The following is a 19,653-nucleotide window of genomic DNA, read 5'->3' on the forward strand; positions in this document are numbered from 1 at the left end:
CTTGTAGGAACAGAGAAGATCGGTTCCGGTCTTGTAACTGTTATGGTTCGTGGAGACGTAGGCGCTGTAAAAGCAGCAGTAGAGAGCGGAAGCGCAGCAGCATCCAGACTTGGAGAGCTCGTAGCTACACACGTGATCCCGAGACCTCATACAGATGTAGAAAAAATTCTTCCGAAGCTCTAATTCAGGCTTTGAGAGGAACAGAAATTAATTAAGGAGTTCGCTCATGGGAAAATCATATGGATTTATAGAAATCACAGGTGTGGTTGCGGCGATCAATGCCCTGGACATCATGTGCAAAACGGCAGACGTTGAGCTGGCGTCATGGGAGCGTAAGCTGGGCGGACGACTGGTGACCCTGATCGTACAAGGCGATGTATCAGCAGTTACAGCAGCTGTCAATGCGGCAGTAGAGCAGGCAATCAAGAAACCTGCCAGTTATGCGGTAATTGCCAATCCTCACGAGGAAATCGTCAAACTGGTTGAGCTGAGTGCAAGCCGGTGGAAAAAGAAACAGCAAGAGAATCCGGAAACAGCACTGGAAAGCAAAAACAGCAGCGAAAAATAAACTGCTGCACCAAAAAAGTCAGAAGTAAACAGAACAAATAAAGCATTAACAATCCATAAGGAGGATATAATCATGACACAGGAAGCATTAGGAATGGTTGAGACAAGAGGACTTACAGCAGCTATCGAGGCAGCTGACCAGATGTGCAAGGCAGCTAACGTTGCACTTGTAGGAACAGAGAAGATCGGTTCCGGTCTTGTAACTGTTATGGTTCGTGGAGATGTAGGAGCAGTTAAATCTGCAGTAGAGAGCGGAAGCGCAGCAGCATCCAGACTTGGAGAGCTTGTAGCTACACACGTAATCCCGAGACCTCATACAGATGTTGAGAAAATCCTTCCGGTTCTTAAATAATTTCAACTGATTCTTACTGATACGCACCGGCCGAAGGGCCATTAAGGCTTCTGGCCGGTGCTTTTCAGTTTTCAGTTATGAGACCGAAAGAAAGCAGGTGTACTCTTGGAAACGAATAATATTGAAATGATCACAAAAATGGTGATCGATGCGATCAACAAAAACGAAGACAAGGGCAATGGTTTTGTTGTACCTATCGGAGTTTCCGCAAGACATATTCACCTGACACAGGAGCATGTGGAGGCACTGTTCGGAGAAGGCTATCAGCTTACCAAGAAAAAAGATCTGATGGGCGGACAGTTTGCATCCAATGAAACAGTTACCATCGTAGGACTGAAGCTCCGTGCGATCGAGAATGTAAGAATCCTCGGACCTGTCCGCAGAAAATCTCAGGTTGAGGTTTCCGCAACAGATGCGATCAAGCTGGGAATGAAGGTTCCGGTACGTATGTCCGGTGACCTTGCCGGAAGCGCGCCGATCGCCATTGTCGGACCGAAAGGTGCTATTTATCTGAAAGAGGGATGTATTGTGGCCATGCGTCACATTCATATGGCTCCGAAGGATGCCCAGGCTGCGGGTGTACATGATGGTGATATTGTTTCTGTTAAAGCGGACAATGAGCGCGGAACAATCTTTAATCAGGTTAAGATCCGTGTAGATGACAGCTTTACACTGGAAATGCATATTGATACAGATGAAGCAAATGCAGCAAGAATTGCCACAGGCAATACAGTTACCATAATCAAATAATATTCCTCCTTTGGGGATGCCACTTTCTGGCATCCCTAACAGAGGATATGGAGAAAAACGGAGGCTCATATGATCGTAGGCAAAGTAGTTGGAAGCATTGTTTCCACACGAAAAAGTGAAAAACTGATAGGAAATAAATTCATGATTGTAGAGCCGGTGCATCATATGAAAGCCGAGCACAGCCAGATTGTTGCCATCGATATCATCGGTGCGGGAATCGGCGAGTATGTATTGGTGGCACAAGGAAGCGCAGCAAGAATAGGCTGCGGCGTAGAAACAGCACCGGTAGATGCCGCAATCGTCGGAATCGTAGATGACGGTGCAGGATTGGAGTAACGCCATGGATATCAAAGAATTACAGAAAATTATGCAGGAGAATGGTGTTGTCGGAGCAGGTGGTGCAGGTTTCCCTACATACATGAAACTGACAGACAAAGCGGATACCATTCTTATGAACTGTGCAGAGTGCGAACCATTACTGAAACTTCACAGACAGTTGTTGGAAAAGCACGCATATGAGATCATGAAAACATTCGATATGGTTGCGGAGACGGTAGGAGCTTCCCAGGCCATCATCGGAATCAAAAAATCTTATGTACAGACAATCAATGCCTTAAATCAGCATATCGAAGAATTCCCAAGGGTTAAGATCCATCTTCTGGATGAGGTTTATCCGATGGGTGATGAGGTTGTTCTTATTTATGAGGCAACCGGACGCGTGGTACGGCCAGGAGGACTGCCTATTGAGCAGGGAGTAGCCGTATTCAATGTAGAGACACTTTACAATGTATATCGCGCGGTAGAAGAACACAAGCCGGTCACAAGCAAATATGTTTCCGTTGTTGCAGAGGTTGAGAACCCTGTTACAGTGAAAGTTCCGTTAGGATGTACACTGGAAGAGGTTGTTGCCCAGGCAGGCGGAACAACTGTGAAAGATCCAGTATATTTCGTAGGCGGCCCGATGATGGGACGTATCGGAAATGGTTCTGATCCGGTTACAAAAACAACGAATGCAATCCTGGTTCTTCCAAAGGACCATGTTATTGTCATGAAGAAGCAGCGGACTTCTTCCATAGATTTAAAGAGAGCAGCATCCATCTGCTGCCACTGCCACACATGTACAGATCTTTGCCCGAGACATAATCTGGGACATCCGATCGATCCGGCAATGTTCATGATGGCAGCATCAAACCAGGATTTCAGAAATGTAAATCCTTATATCAATTCTGCATTCTGCAGCTCCTGTGGTGTCTGCGAGATGTATGCGTGTCCGCAGAGCCTGGCTCCGAGAACACTGCTTGCAGATATGAAAGGCGGACTTCGTAAAGCCGGAATCAGACCACCTCAGGGTGTTCAGCCGAAACCGGTACAGGAGTCAAGAGAATACCGCAAGGTTCCTGAGGAGCGCCTGATGGCACGTCTGGGACTTACCAGATATGACAAGGATGCACCGCTTCAGGAAGAGCTTGTAAATGTATCCAAGGTAAAAGTTCTCTTAAGCCAGCATATTGGTGCACCGGCACAGGCAATCGTAAATGTAGGCGATATGGTAACAGAAGGTCAGATGATCGCACAGCCTGCACAGGGATTAAGTGTCGGAATCCATGCAACGATCAGCGGAAAAGTTACAGAAGTAACAGACCGCCATGTTGTAATTGCAAGAAATTAGAAAGGACGTGCACAAAATGAGTAGAGCAATCGGAATGATTGAGTTTAAAACCACACCAGCTGGTATCACTGCAGCAGATGCCATGGTTAAGACATCTGAAGTAGAGATCGTGGAGGCGCAGACAGTATGTCCGGGAAAATATATTGCAATTATCACCGGAGATTTAAGCGCAGTGAAAGCTGCTGTAGACACAGCAGTAACAACATACGAGGATAAATGCATTGACAGTTTTGTACTGGGCAATCCGCATGAGTCCATTTTCCCGGCAATCTACGGAACCACACAGGTTGAGGAGATCAGTGCCCTGGGAATCCTGGAGACCTATGATGCGGCATCCATCATCGAAGCAGCAGATCAGGCTGCAAAGACAGCAATCGTTGATCTGATCGAGCTTCGTATCGCGAAGGGTATGTGCGGTAAATCCTACATGCTTCTTACAGGTGAGGTTTCTGCAGTAGAGGCTTCCATTGAAAGAGCAAAAGAGCTGGTAGCTGAAAAAGGAATGTATATGGATTCCTCAGTGATCGCTCATCCGGACAAGAGAATGATCGATACGATCCTTTAATATTTGTCTATGAGATCGGGATATCCTTTCAGAGGATATCCCGAATGACATCCGAAAAGGAGGCATTTTATGCTAGCGTTGGAAAGAAGAAATCTGATTCTCGAAAAATTACAGGCAGAGAAAAGGGTTGTTGTAAGTGAACTAAGCCAGCTTTACAGTGTCTCAGAAGAAACCATCCGCCGCGATCTGGACAAGCTGGAAAAAGAAGGACTTGCCACAAAGAGTTATGGCGGCGCGGTGATCAATGAAGATGTCGGTATCGATTTACCATTTAACATTCGTAAAAACCAGAATGTACAGGGAAAGCAGAAGATGGCGGAGATCGCTGCTTCCATGGTGAATGACGGAGACCATATTTTTCTGGATGCCAGTACAACCGCAGTTTTTGTGGCCAAGGCACTGAAAGAAAAAGAGCGTCTTACTGTTGTTACCAATTCCATGGAAATCCTCCTGGAACTCTCCGATGTATCCGGCTGGAATATCATTTCCACCGGCGGAGTAATGAAGGAGGGATATCTTGCATTCCTGGGTGCCAGAACCGAGGAAGTGATCCGCTCTTATTATGTGGACAAGGTTATTTTTTCCTGTAAAGCATTAAATGAGGATCTGGGAATCATGGAATCCAAAGAAGCCTTTGGAACAACAAAAAAAGCCATGATCAATTCCGGAAAAATGCGTATTCTGGTGGTAGACAGCACGAAATTTGATCAGACTGCTTTTTCTGTGGCAGGACAGCTACGGGATATCGAGACGGTGATCACAGACAAAAAGCCGTCTGAAAAGTGGCTGAACCATTTCAGCGCGCATAAGATCGAATGCATCTACCCGAAATAGGTTGGACATATATCGGAAAACGATTGTGTTCATGAGCATGCAGTGTATGCGGAATGCGGAGATCCGCTTTACTTTATCCGGCCACAGGCAGACAAAAGAGACCTGTGTTCCGGTATGACGAGAGGGAGCAGTTTCTATGAATACATTTGAAATGAAAACAGCCATCCATTTTGGAGCTGATGCCCTGGGAAGACTGAAAGAAATTCCATACAAAAGAGTCCTTGTTATCACAGACCCGTTTGTTGTAAAAAGCGGAATGATCGATATGATCACAAAACCGCTTCAGGCAGGTGGAAAAGAATTTGATATTTTCTGTGATGTTGTTCCGGATGCTCCGGTTGGAAAAATTGCCGAAGGAGTCAAAAAATTCCTTCAGTATCAGCCGGAAGCGATCGTTGCAGTAGGTGGTGGTTCTGCCATCGACTCTTCCAAGGCAATCCGTGAGTTTGCCCTGAAGATCAATAATTACGGAAAAGTCGGACTGGTTGCCATTCCTACAACAAGTGGTACCGGTTCCGAGGTTACTTCTTTTGCAGTTGTAAATGATACAGAAGCACATGTGAAGTATCCGCTGATCTCAGACAGCCTGACCGCTGATGAGGCAATTCTGGATGCGGAGCTTGTACGTAGTGTTCCGCCTGCGATTACAGCAGATACAGGTATGGATGTTCTGACTCATGCAATTGAGTCTTATGTCAGCATCAACCATAATGAGTTTACATCTGCACTTGCAGAGAAAGCAATCGAGATCTGTGGCGTATATCTTTATCGTGCATATGTTGACGGTAATGATATGCATGCAAGACAGAAGATGCATGTAGCGTCCTGTCTGGCAGGACTTTCCTTCAATGCAGCAGGTCTTGGAATTACTCACAGTATGGCTCATCAGCTGGGTGCTATTTTCCATATTCCTCACGGAAGAGCTAATGCGATGTTACTGCCGCATATTGTTGAATATAATGCAAATATCAACAAACGCAGCAGAAGTCAGAAAGAATATCTTCCGGCAGTAAAGAGATATTCCAATATTGCACATCTTCTTGGACTGAGCAATTATAACGAAGTTATGAGTGTCAGATCTCTTGTAAACTGGATTCAGTTTATGCAGAAAGAGATGAATATCCCGCTTACCATCGAAGAGATGAAGACGATCACACCGGATGCTTATTTTGCAGCGGTTGATAAGATGGCGGATATGGCACTTGCGGATGCTTGCACGGCAGCGAATCCGCGTGTACCAAAGAAAGAGGATATAGTCAAAATTTATACTAAACTTTGGTCTTTTTGATAAAAGAAAAATCGCAAAGGGTCCGAAGCCCCGGACCCTCTGCACACCCTTCGGGCTTTTTTTAGAGTGCTTGACTGTGGCGGGCGGAAGGTTATTGACTTGTGCCTGTATGCTTGGTTTGTTCCGGGCGTGATGTTGTGCCGATATGGTATTCAATCGTAGTATTGTTGAGTATTGTAAAAGTGGCCTGATATAGATAAGTGTTTATTATCAGGATTTACTGGGAGGTTGAGCGGTGATGGAGGTTTATACCGGGTATGGTGATAAGGGAATGACGGATCTTTCCCATACGAAGAATGTTTCCAAGTCGGATGACCGTATCTGTCTGATGGGGTCTATTGAGGAGCTGGTGAGTCATATTGGGCTTGTCAGGGCTCTGATTGGTGACGGAGATGTTGTCCGGATGCTGGAGAAGATTTCGGAGACTTTGAAGAAAATTACAGATGGGGTTTCTGATCCTTATAACAGAGAGTTCAAGGTCAGTGAAGACCGGACGGAGCTTCTGGGGGAAGAGATTGGCCGGATGAGGAAGATCTTTTCAGGAGAAAGACTTCCGATTTTGCCGGGTGATTCCAGAGTTGCGGCTGAGATTGATGTGACAAGAGCTGTGGCCAGGAGGGCTGAGAGAGAGCTTGCCCTGGTCAGCGTGAAGTTCGGATCAGATACCGGAGCCAAGAAATATATGAACCGGCTGTCAGATTATTTTTATGTGCTGGCAAGGTATGTGGATGTAGCGAAGATCGGAGAGAAGAAAGAAGCTGCAGGAACTGTTGAAAATAATGCGAATGTTGCAGCAGGTACAGCAGAACCACAGACAGAGCAGATACAGCAGAATACATTGATGCAGGCTCAGAATACACAGGAAAATGTGTCTGCGGTGACAACAGCAGGAGGAAATACAGCGATGGCACAGAATGACAGTATGGCAGCAAACACAGCGATGATCCAGGAAGTGCTGAAGCGTATGGGGATCCAGGGGCGTATCACACTGGATTCTGCCAAGCGTCTGATTGAGAAGATTGAGCAGGAAGCCCTGAGAAGAAACAAGCCTTCTGTAATTGCAGTATGCAGCCCGGACGGAAATCCGGTTGCGGTTCATGTAATGGACGGCTCTTTTCTTGTAAGTTTTGATATGGCTGTAAAAAAGGCCTATACATCCGTTGCAGTAAAGATGTCAACCATGGAGCTTTCCAGACTGACACAGCCGGGCCAGACATTTTACGGCCTTGGCAAGATGAGCGATAACATTGTAATATTCGGAGGTGGTGTACCGCTTAAAGTCGGAGACAACATTATCGGCGGTCTAGGCATCAGCGGCGGTACCGGCGAAGAGGATAACAGCCTTGCAGAGTATGGACTGCAGGTGCTGAATGAGGTACTGTAGGATACAGGATAAAAATAAAATGTACAGACAGCTCAAAGAGCATAAATAAAAGGGACGTGCTGCAGTGATGATTTTTAAATCAATACTGCAGCACGTCCCTTTTTGAACGTTTTACAGAAGGATAGCTTACTTCCAGTTAAGCTTCAGGCATTTGATGGAAATATCACTTTTTTCCGGTGCCTGGACCATGTTCTGGATAAAATAGGTCTTTGTCATAGTTTTTCCGGGCTTCAGGTTCAGTGTCAGAGTTTTTGTCCAGTACATCTGGTCATAGATACCGGAGCCTGTGGTGATCTGTATTTTTGCTTTTGTGATGGTTTTTGCAGAAGTATTGGTGAATTTTAAGGTATAATAAGTCTTCATGTCATTAGGGCCGTACTTGATGCCGGCAACACTGATCTTCAGATTTTTGGCGGTAGGTTTGGCACCCGGCGCGGATACGGTAATGGTGATCTTGCGATTAACACCATTTAATTTTGCGGTAACTGTGGCTGTCCCTTTTTTCTTTGGGACAAGATAGTTTCCGGAAATGGCAAGCACAGAAGGCTTGCTGGATTTTGCATTTTTGATGGTCAGATTGGTACCACCCTTCAGATTAATGAGGGAACGCATGGTAACTTTGGAGCCAACCCTAAGCGTAGTTTTGGAAGCGCGGAAGGTTGCTACGGTTTTTGAAGGAGATGTTACTTTTCCGGTCAGCTTACAGGCTGTGGCTTTGGGGTAGGATAAAGTGATCTTTGCGGATCCGGCTTTCATGCCCTTCAGGGTAACTGTGAAACGGCTGCGTTTTTTTGAATCCTGAGTGATGCTCTGCACCTTGAGAACAGAGCTGTTGGAAGAAGTAACCTTGAATTTTGATTTGCTGATGGTTTTTACGTAAGGATCAGAAATCTCAATTCCGATTGAAGTAGTTTTTCCGGTTCGGATACTCTGGGTCAGATAATTGTTGTTGGTGATAAAAATTTCCGGTACTGCCTGTTTGATGGTAACTTCATAGTCGCAGTCTACAGGCACCGGACATTCTTTATTGCCGAAATCGAATTCCAGGTAGCCATCCTCCAGGTTGTCATCGTAGGTGAAAAAAGTCTCTTTGTATGCCAGTGGTGTATAATTTGAAGTGTTCAGCTTAACTACATTGATCCCATCAATAGAAAATGTGGTGCTTTTGGGTATGACTCCTTTGGGAGAATAAAAGCTTATACGGACTGTCACGGCATAGATCCGTTTTTGGCAGTTTGCATTTTTGATGTTGATCGGGAAATTAATGTCTGAAAACTCATCTTCGATCACACCATCGGTATCACGGATCGTGGAAGTGGTTCCTTTGGTCACTACACGGACTTTGGCGTGGGCATCCTGTGGAAGCAGGAGCAGGATAACTGAAAAAAGAAGCAGGAAAAAAATTGCCTCGATGGTTTTTATTTTTCTTTTACACATAATAACTCCTCCTTTTTTGAGCATTCCGGCTGTCACTGATCAGAAGAACCGGATACTATATGAATTCATGGTTCAATGTAATGGGACAGTATAAACAGACTTTTTCATTTATATCATTATAACAGGTAAATACACAGAGGTTACTTTGTGATTTTTTACGATCAATTGGCAATTACCCGGAAAATATGTTAAAATTAAATATTCGGAAAACAGCAGCAATTTGGCTATATACAAGCAGCGAATGCGGATGATTTGTCCGCGTGATTAAAGAAAGGATCATGTCGATTTATGACGAAACAGGAACTTTTAAAGACCCACTTCGGGTATGATACTTTCAGAGAAGGGCAGGAAGCAGTGATCGATGCGCTTCTTGCAGGAAAAGATGTCTTGGCCGTGATGCCTACAGGAGCGGGAAAATCCATCTGCTATCAGGTACCGGCACTGATGATGAAAGGGATTACACTGGTAATTTCGCCTCTGATTTCGCTTATGAAAGATCAGGTGCGGAGTCTGAACCAGGCGGGAATCTCAGCGGCTTATCTCAACAGTTCCCTGACACAGGGACAGTATTTTACCGCTTTGCGCTATGCAAAAGCAGGACGTTACCCAATTATCTATGTGGCACCGGAACGGCTTACCACAGAGGCGTTTCTGGATTTTGCGCTGAGTGCGGATATATTCATGATTGCGGTGGATGAGGCACACTGTGTATCTCAGTGGGGACAGGATTTCCGCCCCAGCTATCTGAAAATTGCGGAGTTTGTGGCGCAGCTACCAAAGCGTCCGGTGATCGGCGCTTTTACAGCTACGGCGACGAAAGAAGTAAGAGAAGACATTGCGAGACTTCTGAACCTACGTGACCCTTTTTGCACCACGACAGGATTCGACAGGGAAAATCTGTATTTTGCGGTAAAAACCCCGAAAGATAAATATAAGGAAGTACACGACTACATACTGGAACATCCCGATGACAGTGGAATTATCTACTGTCTTACCAGAAAACTGGTGGAGGAAGTCTGCGGAAAACTGATTCAGGACGGAATCACTGCCACCAGATATCATGCCGGGCTTTCCGATGAGGAGCGCCGGAACAACCAGGATGATTTTATCTATGACCGCTGTCATGTGATGGTAGCCACTAATGCTTTTGGTATGGGAATTGACAAATCGGATGTGCGATATGTCATTCATTATAATATGCCAAAGAACATGGAGGGCTATTATCAGGAGGCAGGACGCGCGGGCCGTGACGGAGATCCGGCGGAGTGTATCCTGCTCTACAGTGGAAAGGATGTTGTGACCAACCAGTACCTGATCGAGCGTGGTCAGGATAATCAGGAGATGGATATGGAAACCTGGCGCCTTGTTCGGGATCGGGATCAGGAACGGCTGAAGCAGATGACGTTTTACTGTTTTACCCATGACTGTCTGCGGGAATATATCCTGAAATATTTTGGCGAATATGGAAAAAGTTACTGTGGAAACTGTCTGAACTGCCAGACAGAATTCGAAGAACAGGATGTGACAGAGGAAGCACAGGCTATGATACAATGCGTGAAAGAAAGCGGACAGAGGTATGGAGTCAATGTGATTCTGGATACGCTGCGGGGAGCATCCACAGCCAAGATCCGGCAGTATCACATGGAGGAAAATTCTTTTTATAGTGTCTGTGCAAAAACGCCGGTGTACAGGCTGCGGCAGATTTTTAATTATCTGGTGCTGGAAGAATATCTTTCTCTGACAGACGACGGATATACGATTGTAAAACTGACTTCCACATCCCGGGATCTTCTGGAAAAGGGAAGCATGTTAACTATGAAGATGCCTAAGGCGCAGGAGCTGCAGAAGAAGGAAAAGAAAGTCAGACGACGGAAATCCAGTACAGCTGGTGAGCTTAAGGAGCAGGACGAGCCGCTGTTTCAGAAACTGCGTGCGCTTCGGACGGAGATTGCCAGAGAAGAAAAAATCCCTCCGTACATGGTCTTTTCCGACAAAACTCTTATCCATATGTGTATTCTGAAACCGGAAAATGAGGCGGAAATGTTAGATGTGACAGGAGTCGGCAGGCATAAGTTCGAAAAATACGGAAAAAGGTTTATTGATGCGGTGCAGAATCTGTAAGAAAGAGGATTTTGCCGTCGGAAAATGCAGAGCGAAATGTTCTGAAATTTCTTGCATTTCAAAGAGGCATTTGTTAGAATAAAACAAGCAGGAAACATCCGGCAGCCAGGAAGCGGCCGGATTGTTTTATCATGTATGATCATTCTGCTGCATGTTCCAGATGCAGCGTACAGGCATTTCGCAAGCAGAGTTCTATGCACCGTGGAATCCCTTCAATATTTGAGCAAGTAGCAAGTGCGGATTGCGAATATCCACTTGACGAGAATTGATTAAGACAGAATTTCACACAATCTGCGTCGGCTTTTTCATGCAGAAAACCTGCTCCTGCCGGCTTTTTTCCCATACAGAAGAGAAGCATGTATTCTTATCACATGGACATAGCCCGAAGGACAGTCGGGAAGCAGTTCGAAGCAGCCGGTCCGCTGTTTGTACATAGTTGGTTCTTAATAAAAAAGCAGGGTATTCGTAAATATGCGAAATCCTGCTTTTTGTCGTGGGTGGAGTTAACGGCGCTTATATTTTCCAGGAGTAACTCCTTTATATTTTTTGAAGGTGCGGATAAAATAGCTCAGGTCATTGAAACCGTTTCGGTAGGCGATTTCCGTGATGGAATCGTCCGTGGTTGCCAGCTGGCAGCAGGCCTGTTCAATCCGCTGGCGGTTCAGGTAATCCATGGGAGTCTGATGAGTCATCTCGGAAAAGAACCGGCAGAAATATTTCGGGGACATGGAAACTGAAGCGGAAAGTTCCTGCAAAGTAATAGGATTGGTGTAGTTTTTTTCAATAAATTCCACCACCTGTTTCAGCTGTACAATCCGTTTGTAATCCCGGCGTGTTTTCCTCAGACTTTCCAGGTAGTAATGATTACCAAAAACCAATCCGAAAAAGTGGTAAAATTGTCCAAACACAACCAGTTCGTATCCAGGTTTCTTCTGCCAGAAAGAATCAAAAAGAGAGTTTACGGCGCGTTGGATATCCGGCTGTTTTTCGGTAAAATGATGATAGATCAGAAGTTCCTGATGGCTGATTTTCTGCATATATTCCGTGCAGACAGAATTGAATTTCAAAAACATGTTCATGTCAAAAACAATGCACTGATAGATACAATCCTGAGGAATTCCGGAATGCAGCACGCCGCTGTTGACAAAAATTACATCTCCGGCTTTTGCTGTGAAACTTTTTTCGTCTAAAGTGACGGTGAGAGTGCCCTGAAGTACCCGCATGATTTCACACTCCACATGCCAGTGGTAGGACATGACATAACGGGGATGCGTACTGTCAATATGATGAAACTCAAAAGGAAATTCATAGGTACCACGAAGCCGGTCTTCGTTTCTTCCAAGATCGTGCAAAATAAAACCCTTCTTTCATAAATTTTATAGATTTTTTAGGAACTGGAATAATAAAGTGAATATTGTACTGTTTTTTGCTATTATAACACAAGTAATTTACAAGATGCAATCGTATAATAAAATCATCGGTCAGATATATATTATATATTGTCTGAACACAACCCACAGCCGCAGGGCAGAAAGAGATGCTTTGTGGAAAGAAACAAGTTTATTAAATAACGAATATATACATGTAGGAGGTAATTGTTACTATGGCAAAGAGCAGATTAGTAGGCAGCTATCCAGTTATCGGTATCAGACCAACCATCGATGGACGTAGAGGAGCTCTCGATGTAAGAGGATCTCTGGAAGACCAGACCATGAACATGGCGAAATCCGCAGCAAAACTTTTCGAGGAGAACCTGAAATATTCAAACGGTGAGCCTGTAAAAGTTGTTATCGCTGATACAACTATCGGACGTGTTGGTGAGAGCGCTGCATGTGCTGATAAATTCCGTAAAGAGGGTGTAGATATCACTCTTACTGTTACACCATGCTGGTGCTACGGAGCTGAGACAATGGATATGGATCCACAGACAATCAAGGCTGTATGGGGATTCAACGGAACAGAGAGACCTGGTGCTGTATATCTGGCGTCCGTTCTTGCTACACATGCACAGAAGGGCCTTCCGGCATTCGGTATCTACGGACATGACGTTCAGGAAGCTGACGACACATCCATTCCGGAAGACGTTAAAGAGAAACTGTTAAGATTCGGCCGTGCAGCAGTTGCAGCTGCATCCATGAGAGGTAAATCCTACCTGCAGATCGGTTCTGTAACAATGGGTATCGGCGGATCTATCATCGATTCTGATTTCATCGAGTCCTATCTCGGAATGAGAGTTGAGTCTGTTGATGAGGTAGAGATCATCCGTCGTATGACCGAGGGTATCTACGATCACGAAGAGTTTGAGAAAGCTCTCAAATGGGCAAAAGAGACCTGCAAGATCGGCTGGGACAAGAACCCGGAAGAGCTTCAGTTCTCACCAGAGAAGAAAGAGGAGCAGTTCGAGTTTGTTGTTAAGATGGCAGTTATCATCAAAGAGCTGATGAACGGCTGTGATAATCTTGCTCCGGAATTCTCCGAGGAAGCAATCGGACACAATGCTCTTGCAGCTGGATTCCAGGGCCAGAGACAGTGGACAGACTTCTATCCGAACGGTGACTTCGCAGAGGCTATGCTGAACACATCCTTCGACTGGAATGGCGCTCGTGAGCCGTACATCCTTGCTACAGAGAACGATGTTCTCAACGGACTTGGAATGCTGTTCATGAAACTTCTTACAGGACGTGCTCAGATCTTCGCTGATGTTCGTACATACTGGAGCCCGGAGGCAGTTAAGAAAGCTACAGGATATGACCTTGAGGGTGTTGCCAAAGAAGCTGGCGGATTCCTTCATCTGATCAACTCCGGTGCTGCTTGCCTGGATGCTAACGGACAGGCTAAAGAGGCTGACGGAACACCAGTTATGAAACAGTGGTGGGATGTTACAGAGGCAGACCAGAAAGCGATCATGGACAATACAGAGTGGTGTATGGCCGACAACGGATACTTCCGTGGAGGCGGATACTCCAGCCGTTATGAAACACGTGCTCAGATGCCTGCAACTATGATCCGTCTGAACCTTGTAAAAGGACTTGGACCGGTTCTTCAGATCGCAGAGGGATGGACAGTAGCCCTTCCGGAAGAAGTATCTGACAAGCTTTGGAAACGTACAGACTACACATGGCCATGTACATGGTTCGCTCCAAGATGCGATGGCAAAGAGGGACCGTTCAAGACAGCTTACGATGTAATGAACAACTGGGGTGCTAACCACGGTGCGATCTCCTACGGACACATCGGTGCAGACCTGATCACAATGTGCTCTATGCTGAGAATTCCGGTATCCATGCACAACGTTCCTGAGAAGGATATCTATCGTCCGGCAGCTTGGAACGCATTCGGTATGGAAAAAGAGGGTGCAGACTTCCGCGCTTGCAAGAACTACGGACCACTCTACAAATAAATCATACTGTTAAAATAACAAATATCATATCCTCCGGCATGTATGTGCCGGGGGATTTTTTTGTGCCATAATGTAAGGATACACAGGAAACGCACTGTTCGGATTCCGGGAAAAAAGTTATAATAGAAAAAGGTATATAAAAAGATATATTAAGAATACGGGAGGTTACTGAAATGAAATATATACAACTGAACAACACAGATCTGGACGTCAGTCGTATTTGCCTTGGGACAGCAGGATTCGGGGATAAATTGGATCAGGAAAAAAGTTTTGAGGTTCTGGATGCCTTTATACGGGCAGGTGGAAATTTTATTGATACAGCCAATGTGTACTGCAAATGGCTGGAAGGACATGGGAACTGCAGTGAGCAGATCATTGGAAAATGGCTGAAAGACCGCGGGGCGGAAGGAAAAGTGATCGTGGCTACCAAAGGTGCACATTATTCTTTTGAAGATCCGGGCCGTAGCAGAGTGAACCGGGAGGATATCCGGGCAGATCTGGATGAAAGCTGCCGTACACTGGGAAAAGATGAGATTGATTTTTATTGGCTTCACAGAGATGATCCGGAAAAACCGGTGGAAGAGATCGTGGATATTCTGGAAGAACTGAAAAAAGAAGGCAGGATTCGCTATTACGGATTTTCCAATTACTGTACAGAGCGACTGAAACAAATTGAGAAATGTCTGAGAGATCGAAATCTTCCAGGCATCACAGCAGTCTCCAATCAGTGGAGTCTTGCAGGAATCAATCCCGGGGGAAATACCAATCCGGATCCCACACTTGTGGAGTTTTCCGGAGAGGAATTTAAGTGGCACTGTGAAACTGGTGCGGCATCCATTCCGTTTTCATCCACAGCAATGGGATTTTTCCCGAAACTTCAGAAAATGGGGCTTTCCTGCACAGAAGCAGAAACAGATGCATCCTGGATGCAGGAGAAAGAAAAACAGATTGCAAATCTTTCCGAAAGCATGAAGAAAGCCTACTGGAATGAGACAAACCTTCGCACATATCAGAAACTGTTAAAATTACAGAAAGAAACCGGACACAGCCTGCAGGCCTTATCTCTGGCGTACTTTTTCCATCAGCCTTTCCAGACAGTGCCGGTAACCGGTGTCAGCAATCTTACACAGTTAAAAGATGCAATAGATGCCTGTGAAATTGATCTTGCGCCGGAACGGTTCGGAGGCTGGGTGAGCGCTGGAGGTGATCAATGAAACTGATTCATTTATCCGATCTTCACCTTGGAAAAAGAGTCAATGAATTTTCCATGATTGAAGATCAGAAATATATTCTGGATGAAATCCTGAGAATCATTGATAAAGAGGAACCGGATGGAATTCTTCTTGCGGGAGATCTTTATGACAGGCCGGTTCCTTCTGCAGAGGCCGTGCAGCTTTTTGACAGTTTTCTCACTAGGCTGGCGAAGCGGAAACTTCCGGTTTATGCCATCGGCGGAAATCATGACAGCGCAGAGAGGATTGCTTTTGGAGCACATATTATGAGCAGCAGTGGAATCTGCATGTCTCCGGTATATGATGGAAAAACAGCAAAGTACTGTTTAATGGACAGTTACGGAGAAGTGTGGATTCATCTTCTTCCGTTCATCCGGCCTTCCGTTGTACGTCATGCACTTTCCGGGGAAGAGAGCGCAGAAGAAATCCGTACTTATCAGGAGGCTGTGCAGGCAGCAGTGGAACACATGGAGATTGAAAAAGATAAGAGAAATGTTCTAGTGGCCCATCAGTTTGCAGTGGGAGCGGTAAGCTGTGATTCCGAGGAGATCACAGTGGGAGGAATTGACCAGATTGAAGTGTCCGTTTTTTCGGACTTTGATTATGTGGCACTTGGACATATCCACAGCCCGCAGAACGTGGGCAGTCCGAAAATCCGATACTGTGGAACCCCACTGAAGTATTCGTTTTCCGAGTCAGGGCAGCAGAAATCCGTGACCGTTGTGGAACTTCTGGAAAAAGGAAATCTGGAAGTGCGGGAGATTCCGCTGAAGCCCCTTCGGGATATGCGGAAACTGAAAGGCACATACATGGAGATTACGTCACTGTCTAATTATCAGGACACAAACACCGAGGATTATGTGCAGATTACACTGACAGATGAAGAAGATATTGTAGATGGAATGCAGAAACTCCGGACGATTTATCCAAACCTGATGCGGCTGGAATATGACAACCGCAGGACAAGAGAAAATCAGGAAATTACAGGTACGGAAGCTGTAAAAAAGAAATCCGAACTGGAATATTTTGAGGAATTTTTTGAGCTGCAGAACAATCAGCCCATGAATGAGGAACAGCGGAAATTTTCAGAAGACCTGATCCGTAAAATTCTGGAGGTGAACTTATGAGACCGGAAAAACTGACCATTAGTGCCTTCGGGCCTTATGCGGACAAAACGGAGATTGATTTTTCCAGGCTTGGAGAAGGAGGTCTCTATCTGATCACCGGAGACACCGGAGCTGGAAAAACTACGATTTTTGATGCAATCACGTTCGCTCTCTATGGACAGGCCAGTGGGCAGGTAAGAGACTCAGCCATGTTTCGCAGCAAATATGCGGATACTGCCACGGAGACGTTTGTGGAGCTTGAGTTTTCCTACCAGGGAAAAAAATATCAGATTTTCCGGAGCCCGGAATATATGGCCCCCAAGAAAAGAGGTACAGGGCTGACGCTCAGAAAAGCAGAAGCGCAGCTGACCTATCCAGATGAACGCCAGCCTGTGACAAAGGCAAGAGATGTAACCAGAGCGGTTGAGGAACTTCTTGGGCTTGACTATGAACAGTTTACCCAGATTGCCATGATCGCACAGGGGGATTTCCAGAAACTTCTTCTTGCGGGAACTGTGCAGCGTGGGGAGATCTTCCGGCAGATTTTTCACACAGGGCTTTATCAGCAGGTGCAGCAAAAACTTAAGGATGCGGCAAGGAACAGATATAAGGAATATGATGAGATGCGCCGCAGTATCACCCAGTATCTGGACGGAGTAAAGTTTCAGCAGGCGGAAGGAACCGGAGCCGGGGAATTTGCAGAGCTGAAAAAAGTGAAATTCGAAGGAAAACTGGAGCGTAGTCTTGAACTTCTGGAGGATTTTATCAATCAGGGAGAAATCAGGGAGAATGCACTTTTTACTGAGGAGCAGGAAGTGGATCAAAAGATCCGGACAATGGAAAAACTGCTGCATCTTTCCTCACAGAAACAAAGTCTGGAACAAAAAGAAACTTTTGCAGAAGAACAGCTTAAGAAACTTCTTCCGGAGCTTGAGAAAGCGACAGCAGAGGCAGAAAAATATCAGGATACAGACCAGAAATGCGAAAAGCTGGGACTTCTGATCCGTGAAAAAGAGGAACAGCTGAAAAAATATCAGCTTTTGGAACAACTTAAGGAAGAACTGGATGAAATCGGTACACAGCTGGAAAAATCCAGGGCACAGAAGGAAGCGAATATCCGGCAGGAAGAGCAGATTCAGAAAGACATGGAACAGCTGAAAAAGGAACGTTCCACATTGGAAAATTCTGAGGTTGACCTTCAGAAAGCAATGACGGAGAAAGAAAAACGGACACAGAGAAAGACAGAACTGAATGGGCTTGAGACAGAAATCCGGGAATTTCGAAATCTTTATGACGCAACAAAAGAACAGCAGAAAAAGTATCAGGCAGCGTGTCAGGAAGAAAAGCAGCAGAATGAATACTATCAGCAGATTTTTCACCGTTTTCTGGATGCTCAGGCAGGACTTCTGGCGCAGGAACTTAAAAATGGTCTGCCCTGTCCTGTGTGCGGTTCCACAAGCCATCCCCACCCTAAGATGCTGTCCGGAGGACATCCGGTTACTCAGGAAACACTGGACAATGAGAAACGCGAACTGGATAAACTGGTAAAGGATTCCACAGACCAGAGTGTGAAAGCCGGAAAATTAAAGGAACGGAGCAATGCAGCCTGGAAACAGATTGTGCTCAGTGCAGAAGAACTTTTAGAGGATTTTCAGAGGTTCCGTAAGGAAAGCAGAAGCACAGCCGGTCAGGCAGGGGATTTCATGACCGTGTGGAAACAGATGATTCTTATGATAAACAGGGAAAAAGAACAGTGCGGAAATCTTCTGGAAGAAAGTGACAGAAAAATCCGGGAAGCCCGGGAAAACACAAAAAGAAAGAAAACTGTGGAAAAACTTCTGGAGAATCTTCAAAAAGAAAAAGATCGGATTCAGGAAAAAAAGAACTTCTGTGACAGAGAACAGGCCGGTCTTACGATGAAAGCAGCCGAAAATAAAAAACAGCAGCAAAATGCGGCGGAAGAAATCAGACAGATCCATCTGGAAACAGGAAAAGAAGTTCTGGAAACAGAAATAAAGGAAAAACAGCAGGAATACAGAAATCTGAAAGAAAACCACAAAAAGGCAAAAGAGACCTTTGAGAGATTTCAGGCAGAGAAGGAAAGAATAACTTCCACTATAAAGACTCTCAGAGAACAGCAAAAAGAAATCGGAGAGATTCACGAAGAAGAGATCCGGGCGCAGTATACAAAAAGTACAGCACAGAAAGCAGAACTTACAGAAAAAAGAAAAGAACTTTTTTCCATTCAGAGCGGAAACCGGGAAATTTTCCAGAAGGTACAGAAGCAAAAGGAAGAGATGACAGCTGCGGAAAAAGAATATGTCTGGATAAAAAATCTCTCGGACACAGCTAACGGAAACCTTAACGGAAAGGCCAAGATTGAGCTGGAAACCTATATCCAGATGTCCTATTTTGACAGAATTCTCCGAAGAGCCAATGTGCGTCTTATGACTATGAGCAGTGGCCAGTATGAGCTGAAACGCCAGGAACAGAGCGAGAACCGAAAGGAAAAAGCCGGCCTGGACCTCAATGTCATTGACCATTATAACGGAACAGAGCGAAGCGTAAAAACACTTTCTGGAGGAGAAACCTTCCAGGCTTCCCTGTCTCTGGCGCTGGGGCTTTCCGATGAAATCCAGGCATCTGCAGGAGGAATACGCCTGGATTCCATGTTTGTGGACGAAGGCTTCGGTTCCCTTGACGAGGAAGCCCTTTCCCAGGCAGTCAAAGCCTTAAGCGGCCTGGCAGACGGACACCGCATGGTAGGAATCATCTCCCACGTGGCCGAGCTGAAAGAACGCATCGAAAACAAGATCATCGTCACGAAACAGTGCAGCGGGAAAGGCGTTGGCAGTAGCATCCGGATACAGTAGCAGATATAAGACAGAAAAAACTCCGACAGGGATTATTATGTATCGTCCCGGTCGGAGTTTATATATTTGATTATA

The 19,653-nt window shown here is 45.5% G+C and carries 17 protein-coding genes; 15 read left to right on the forward strand and 2 right to left on the reverse strand.

Annotation, left to right across the window (positions count from 1 at the left end; translation table 11 throughout):
* The 10 genes from G5B06_RS15025 to G5B06_RS15070 form a co-directional block, all read left to right on the forward strand.
* Positions 1-183, forward strand: a 183-nt coding sequence (locus G5B06_RS15025; protein ID WP_173772416.1) for a BMC domain-containing protein, incomplete at its 5' end; no start/stop codon positions are given.
* A gap of 43 nt (positions 184-226) precedes the next feature.
* Complete coding sequence (locus G5B06_RS15030; RefSeq protein ID WP_021977483.1) at positions 227-568, forward strand: BMC domain-containing protein; 342 nt, start codon at positions 227-229, stop codon at positions 566-568.
* A gap of 72 nt (positions 569-640) precedes the next feature.
* A complete protein-coding gene (locus G5B06_RS15035; protein WP_005427721.1) occupies positions 641-919 on the forward strand; it encodes a BMC domain-containing protein in 279 nt (92 codons plus the stop codon).
* Positions 920-1,057: 138 nt separating this feature from the next.
* Entirely contained in the window at positions 1,058-1,669 is a 612-nt protein-coding gene (locus G5B06_RS15040; protein ID WP_420314388.1) for a phosphate propanoyltransferase, read from the forward strand.
* A 69-nt stretch (positions 1,670-1,738) separates the two neighbouring features.
* The gene (locus tag G5B06_RS15045) at positions 1,739-2,005 is read left to right on the forward strand and encodes a EutN/CcmL family microcompartment protein (protein WP_015525950.1); all 267 of its coding nucleotides are present in this window, start codon (positions 1,739-1,741) and stop codon (positions 2,003-2,005) included.
* 4 nt (positions 2,006-2,009) lie between these two features.
* Positions 2,010-3,338, forward strand: coding sequence for a 4Fe-4S dicluster domain-containing protein (locus G5B06_RS15050; RefSeq protein WP_021977480.1), 1,329 nt, complete (start codon positions 2,010-2,012; stop codon positions 3,336-3,338).
* Between the two features lie 16 nt (positions 3,339-3,354).
* A complete protein-coding gene (locus G5B06_RS15055) occupies positions 3,355-3,903 on the forward strand; it encodes a BMC domain-containing protein (protein WP_015525948.1) in 549 nt (182 codons plus the stop codon).
* Positions 3,904-3,972: 69 nt separating this feature from the next.
* Positions 3,973-4,737, forward strand: coding sequence for a DeoR/GlpR family DNA-binding transcription regulator (locus G5B06_RS15060; protein WP_148448405.1), 765 nt, complete (start codon positions 3,973-3,975; stop codon positions 4,735-4,737).
* 136 nt (positions 4,738-4,873) lie between these two features.
* The gene (locus G5B06_RS15065) at positions 4,874-6,025 is read left to right on the forward strand and encodes a 1-propanol dehydrogenase PduQ (RefSeq protein WP_118062683.1); all 1,152 of its coding nucleotides are present in this window, start codon (positions 4,874-4,876) and stop codon (positions 6,023-6,025) included.
* Positions 6,026-6,263: 238 nt separating this feature from the next.
* A complete protein-coding gene (locus tag G5B06_RS15070; RefSeq protein ID WP_173763113.1) occupies positions 6,264-7,409 on the forward strand; it encodes a cob(I)yrinic acid a,c-diamide adenosyltransferase in 1,146 nt (381 codons plus the stop codon).
* Between the two features lie 126 nt (positions 7,410-7,535).
* Here G5B06_RS15070 and G5B06_RS15075 read toward each other — a convergent pair whose 3' ends face one another.
* Positions 7,536-8,846 (reverse strand): hypothetical protein, encoded by a 1,311-nt coding sequence (locus G5B06_RS15075; RefSeq protein ID WP_148448402.1) that lies wholly within the window; start codon positions 8,844-8,846, stop codon positions 7,536-7,538.
* Between the two features lie 288 nt (positions 8,847-9,134).
* Between G5B06_RS15075 and recQ the strand changes: the two genes are divergently transcribed.
* A complete protein-coding gene (recQ, locus tag G5B06_RS15080) occupies positions 9,135-10,967 on the forward strand; it encodes a DNA helicase RecQ (RefSeq protein ID WP_148448400.1) in 1,833 nt (610 codons plus the stop codon).
* A 503-nt stretch (positions 10,968-11,470) separates the two neighbouring features.
* Here recQ and G5B06_RS15085 read toward each other — a convergent pair.
* Positions 11,471-12,319 carry an AraC family transcriptional regulator gene (locus tag G5B06_RS15085; protein WP_148448398.1) on the reverse strand — a complete coding sequence of 283 codons (849 nt, stop codon included), beginning with the start codon at positions 12,317-12,319 and terminating at the stop codon, positions 11,471-11,473.
* A gap of 251 nt (positions 12,320-12,570) precedes the next feature.
* Between G5B06_RS15085 and G5B06_RS15090 the strand changes: the two genes are divergently transcribed.
* The 4 genes from G5B06_RS15090 (at position 12,571) to G5B06_RS15105 (ending at position 19,578) form a co-directional block, all read left to right on the forward strand.
* Entirely contained in the window at positions 12,571-14,367 is a 1,797-nt protein-coding gene (locus G5B06_RS15090; RefSeq protein ID WP_015525941.1) for an L-fucose isomerase, read from the forward strand.
* A gap of 173 nt (positions 14,368-14,540) precedes the next feature.
* A complete protein-coding gene (locus G5B06_RS15095; protein ID WP_148448396.1) occupies positions 14,541-15,581 on the forward strand; it encodes an aldo/keto reductase in 1,041 nt (346 codons plus the stop codon).
* Entirely contained in the window at positions 15,578-16,726 is a 1,149-nt protein-coding gene (locus G5B06_RS15100; protein ID WP_173763112.1) for an exonuclease SbcCD subunit D, read from the forward strand. Before G5B06_RS15095 ends, G5B06_RS15100 begins: the two co-directional genes overlap by 4 nt.
* Complete coding sequence (locus G5B06_RS15105; protein WP_173772418.1) at positions 16,723-19,578, forward strand: AAA family ATPase; 2,856 nt, start codon at positions 16,723-16,725, stop codon at positions 19,576-19,578. The genes G5B06_RS15100 and G5B06_RS15105 overlap by 4 nt, the downstream gene beginning before the upstream one ends.
* The last annotated feature ends 75 nt before the right edge of the window (positions 19,579-19,653 follow it).

This window comes from Blautia luti (assembly GCF_013304735.1).
Taxonomy (GTDB): domain Bacteria; phylum Bacillota; class Clostridia; order Lachnospirales; family Lachnospiraceae; genus Blautia_A.

Coding starts and splice junctions, on each gene's coding strand:
- G5B06_RS15030 (WP_021977483.1), top strand. CDS start 227: ATGGGAAAATCATATGGATTTATAGAAATCACAGGTGTGGTTGCGGCG.
- G5B06_RS15035 (WP_005427721.1), top strand. CDS start 641: ATGACACAGGAAGCATTAGGAATGGTTGAGACAAGAGGACTTACAGCA.
- G5B06_RS15040 (WP_420314388.1), top strand. CDS start 1,058: ATGGTGATCGATGCGATCAACAAAAACGAAGACAAGGGCAATGGTTTT.
- G5B06_RS15045 (WP_015525950.1), top strand. CDS start 1,739: ATGATCGTAGGCAAAGTAGTTGGAAGCATTGTTTCCACACGAAAAAGT.
- G5B06_RS15050 (WP_021977480.1), top strand. CDS start 2,010: ATGGATATCAAAGAATTACAGAAAATTATGCAGGAGAATGGTGTTGTC.
- G5B06_RS15055 (WP_015525948.1), top strand. CDS start 3,355: ATGAGTAGAGCAATCGGAATGATTGAGTTTAAAACCACACCAGCTGGT.
- G5B06_RS15060 (WP_148448405.1), top strand. CDS start 3,973: ATGCTAGCGTTGGAAAGAAGAAATCTGATTCTCGAAAAATTACAGGCA.
- G5B06_RS15065 (WP_118062683.1), top strand. CDS start 4,874: ATGAATACATTTGAAATGAAAACAGCCATCCATTTTGGAGCTGATGCC.
- G5B06_RS15070 (WP_173763113.1), top strand. CDS start 6,264: ATGGAGGTTTATACCGGGTATGGTGATAAGGGAATGACGGATCTTTCC.
- G5B06_RS15075 (WP_148448402.1), bottom strand. CDS start 8,846: ATGTGTAAAAGAAAAATAAAAACCATCGAGGCAATTTTTTTCCTGCTT.
- recQ (WP_148448400.1), top strand. CDS start 9,135: ATGACGAAACAGGAACTTTTAAAGACCCACTTCGGGTATGATACTTTC.
- G5B06_RS15090 (WP_015525941.1), top strand. CDS start 12,571: ATGGCAAAGAGCAGATTAGTAGGCAGCTATCCAGTTATCGGTATCAGA.
- G5B06_RS15095 (WP_148448396.1), top strand. CDS start 14,541: ATGAAATATATACAACTGAACAACACAGATCTGGACGTCAGTCGTATT.
- G5B06_RS15100 (WP_173763112.1), top strand. CDS start 15,578: ATGAAACTGATTCATTTATCCGATCTTCACCTTGGAAAAAGAGTCAAT.
- G5B06_RS15105 (WP_173772418.1), top strand. CDS start 16,723: ATGAGACCGGAAAAACTGACCATTAGTGCCTTCGGGCCTTATGCGGAC.